Below are 3,147 nucleotides of genomic sequence, written 5' to 3'. Positions count from 1 at the left end.
AGCGATAATCGGCATCTCTTTTGGCTTATATCCCGCTATAAAGGCATCGTCGCTTACGCCTATTGAGGCACTTCGCAAAAATTAGAATTTGGAACGACAGAAATATTTATACGCAAGTTGCCGTCTTTATAGCATAACAGAAGCACATTTAGACATAGACATTTTAAAACTATAGGGTTCCAGTATAAAGAGGAGAACACGCGAATGAAACCGACGATTATGGTTCTCGGCAGTAGCCATCTGGCAAATCCCGGCTGGGACGGCGTCAATCCAAAAATAGATGATGTGCTCACGCCCAAACGTCAAGCCGAAATTGAGCAGTTGGTCGCGCAGCTCAGAAAGTTCCAACCTACCAAGATTGCTCTTGAAATAGATTTCTCACGGGACGCTGAAATCAACGCGAGTTATCAAGGCTATCTGGAAGGCACTTATGAACTCAAACGCTATGAAAGCGAGCAGATCGGATTTCGGTTAGCCAAGCAGATGAAACATCCGAAGGTATACTGTGTAGATTTTTTCCAAGAGGATCCAATCGTTCGGGAGGACGTTGATGATCGTTTGATAGACTACGACGCGTTTGCTGAAGCGAACAGTCAGGAACACCTTCTGTCTTCGCCGTCACCTACTGACGGAAAAATCACGCAGGACGCAGACGGCAGAACTTGGATTGTGCGTGAGAAATATGAACCGATGATTGATATGTATATCAGGATCAACCAAGATGAAGGGATACGCAAAAATCTCCGCGACTACTTGAGGATTGCTCGAATCGGTCTACGAGATGAGTACCCCGGGGCGAATTGGGTTGCACACGGTTGGTATCCACGGAATCTCAAAATTTTCGTCAACCTCACCCGAATTACGGAATCACGGAATGAACGTGTTTTGCTAATTATCGGTGCTGGACATTTAGGATTTCTTAAACAGATTGTGGAAGACTCTGAAGTCTATAACTTAGAAAGTCCACTGAAATATTTGGAGGCAGACGAGGCGGAAACGCCTTAACCGACGCGCCAGTTTATCCAGAGTGCTTATGGCTATACTTTTGGCAAAGTATAAAATGAAAAAACCCAGAAACTTCCCAAAAAAAGTGCGAATTTTTAGTGAGCTGTGTAGAATTTCAATTGGTAAAGTGAGTCTATCGCTTTCCGTCTTTGAATCGTGCGATTGTGCCGCGTTCAGCAAGTTCTGTCTGTGCAAGTGAGATGACAGAGCGACTAATTGTTGTGTTGCTGAATGTAACAAAAAATGACAAACGTCCAATTTGCCAATCCGAGACGTCCATATCAGAAACAGCGCATATAGATACATCCGTGGACTTTGTGTAGCAATGGAACAGAAAATCCAGTTAAGGATCTATAGTTTCAAATCCTCTGGCGTGTTTATTTGTGTAGCAGTGGAACAGAAAATCCAGTTAAGGATCTATAGTTTCAAATCCTCTGGCGTGTTGGCTCTGATAGGGTAAAAGAATAGCGTCCTAAGAAGTTGAGATGCTTCTGACTTAGTGACCAGAGCCGCCGGGCATTTTAGGCATTTTAACTCAGCAAGATTCGATAACCCGTGCTGGTGCCCGTTGCCATTCCAACAAGTGCCCAGATGCCAGCGCAGGTCATCTCGCCAAGCACAAGCCCAAGGAATATCGGCCTCGCACCTCGATACATTCTCAATCCCCCGTACCTGACGAGAATATACTTCATCATCCAGCCTATAAAGATTGAGGGCCACAGCTTTAATGAGGCCCAAGAACTCAGCATTGTATACCCGATTGGATGAAGCGGCCACCACACGAAAACCCTTCTCAGCCACATCAACAGCCCCATGAAAAGGCTGCCGCCGACCATAAAACCTGTGTTCGTCCAGTCCGTCCCGGTCTCGCCGCTAACGAGCAGAGAAGTCAGCCACCGCATGTCGCCCGCCCCCCCTGTGTACGGCGCACGATGTGCATAGCTGACCTCGAGGACCGAATAGTATGAGACAAGGGTTCCTATAACCATCGCCACGCCCATACCTATTAACAGCCCCCTCCGTCTGACCTTGACTTCATCGGCCGCCTTGAGACCGTTTGCGACATACGGCATCATAATCTCCCTCAAGTCGCGCGTGAGAGAGACCGGATGCATAAACAGCGATGTCATGGTTGAAGGATTGATTCTCGACGAACCCAGCGTGGTAAAGAGAACGTAATGCGCTGAATACGAAGGATTGACAAAAGGAATTCCGCCGTGGATGACTTGCCATGTCAAGACAATGTAAATTCCTAAAAGCACCAGCACAAAAAGCAGTGCGAATCCCAACGACATGCCCATCAGATGATTTGCAAACGTCAGCAGCAATATCCCGCCGACGAGACCGGTAATTGTCAAACCAGAGGGCATCGCCTCGTTTGGGTCATCGCTTTTGCGAAAGGCACTGACAAGCATGCTTCTGATGTGATGCCGTGCTGGCACGCACCGATTTCCTGAGAAGCACTGAACGAATACGCGTTCCACTGCACGCCTGGACCTTTGGTGATTTGGAAACCAAGTATCGAGCCGATAAGACATTGGAATTTGAAGAATAAAAAGAAAAACCACAGGCTAAACGACACCTCAAGCGGCAGTAAATAGCTGAACCCCACTATCGAACAATACAAGTTGAGTTGCAAAGGTCTCAAGGCACTCCAAGGCTTTTCAATTAAGTAGGGATGCGGATTGAATCGGACGGGAAATTCCGGCACGTCAGGGAAGAACGCATGAAGGCCGTTCAACGTGTGAATGCATAGCGGAACGGCACATCCGACCCATAAGGCTTTGTTCCTGAAGAGTGAATTTCTCGCTCCCGGTAGGTCGTTTGCCATCTCCACAGGCAACACAACCAGCGGAAAGCTACACCGCTCAACCTCGACCCATTGTCTGCGCAGCAGCACCGAGAGGCATATCACAACGAAGTAGAGGACAAACACGTAAAGGGTCCAAGCGAAGAGAGGTATCAGCCATGCCCCCCAGGGGATGGATTCATCCGAAGAGATGCCTTCATAAAAGGATTTGATAGCATTCTCATCACGAACAACGCGCCAGTGCGGAATATAGTGATGGAAAAGTGCTTCCCAATCATTTTCGGGTGTTGCAAAATACTGGTAGGCGACAAGCGGGCGAAACGCATATCTCA

Annotated in this window: 3 protein-coding genes; 1 reads left to right on the top strand and 2 read right to left on the bottom strand. The window is 47.7% G+C overall.

Features of this window, described 5'->3' with window-relative positions:
• Positions 1–204: 204 nt before the first annotated feature.
• On the top strand, positions 205–1,005 hold the full coding sequence (locus tag J4G07_19610; GenBank protein MCE2416197.1) for a hypothetical protein: 801 nt from the start codon (positions 205–207) through the stop codon (positions 1,003–1,005).
• A gap of 133 nt (positions 1,006–1,138) precedes the next feature.
• Here the strand turns inward: J4G07_19610 and J4G07_19605 are convergent, their stop codons facing one another.
• Both J4G07_19605 and J4G07_19600 read right to left on the bottom strand, forming a co-directional pair.
• Positions 1,139–1,285, bottom strand: coding sequence for a hypothetical protein (locus J4G07_19605; protein ID MCE2416196.1), 147 nt, complete (start codon positions 1,283–1,285; stop codon positions 1,139–1,141).
• A 250-nt stretch (positions 1,286–1,535) separates the two neighbouring features.
• On the bottom strand, positions 1,536–2,489 hold the full coding sequence (locus tag J4G07_19600; GenBank protein ID MCE2416195.1) for a hypothetical protein: 954 nt from the start codon (positions 2,487–2,489) through the stop codon (positions 1,536–1,538).
• Between the last annotated feature and the right edge of the window lie 658 nt (positions 2,490–3,147).

It is taken from the genome of Candidatus Poribacteria bacterium, assembly GCA_021295715.1.
Classification (GTDB): Bacteria; Poribacteria; WGA-4E; order WGA-4E; family WGA-3G; genus WGA-3G.
This window is presented reverse-complemented; position numbering and strand designations above follow the sequence as displayed.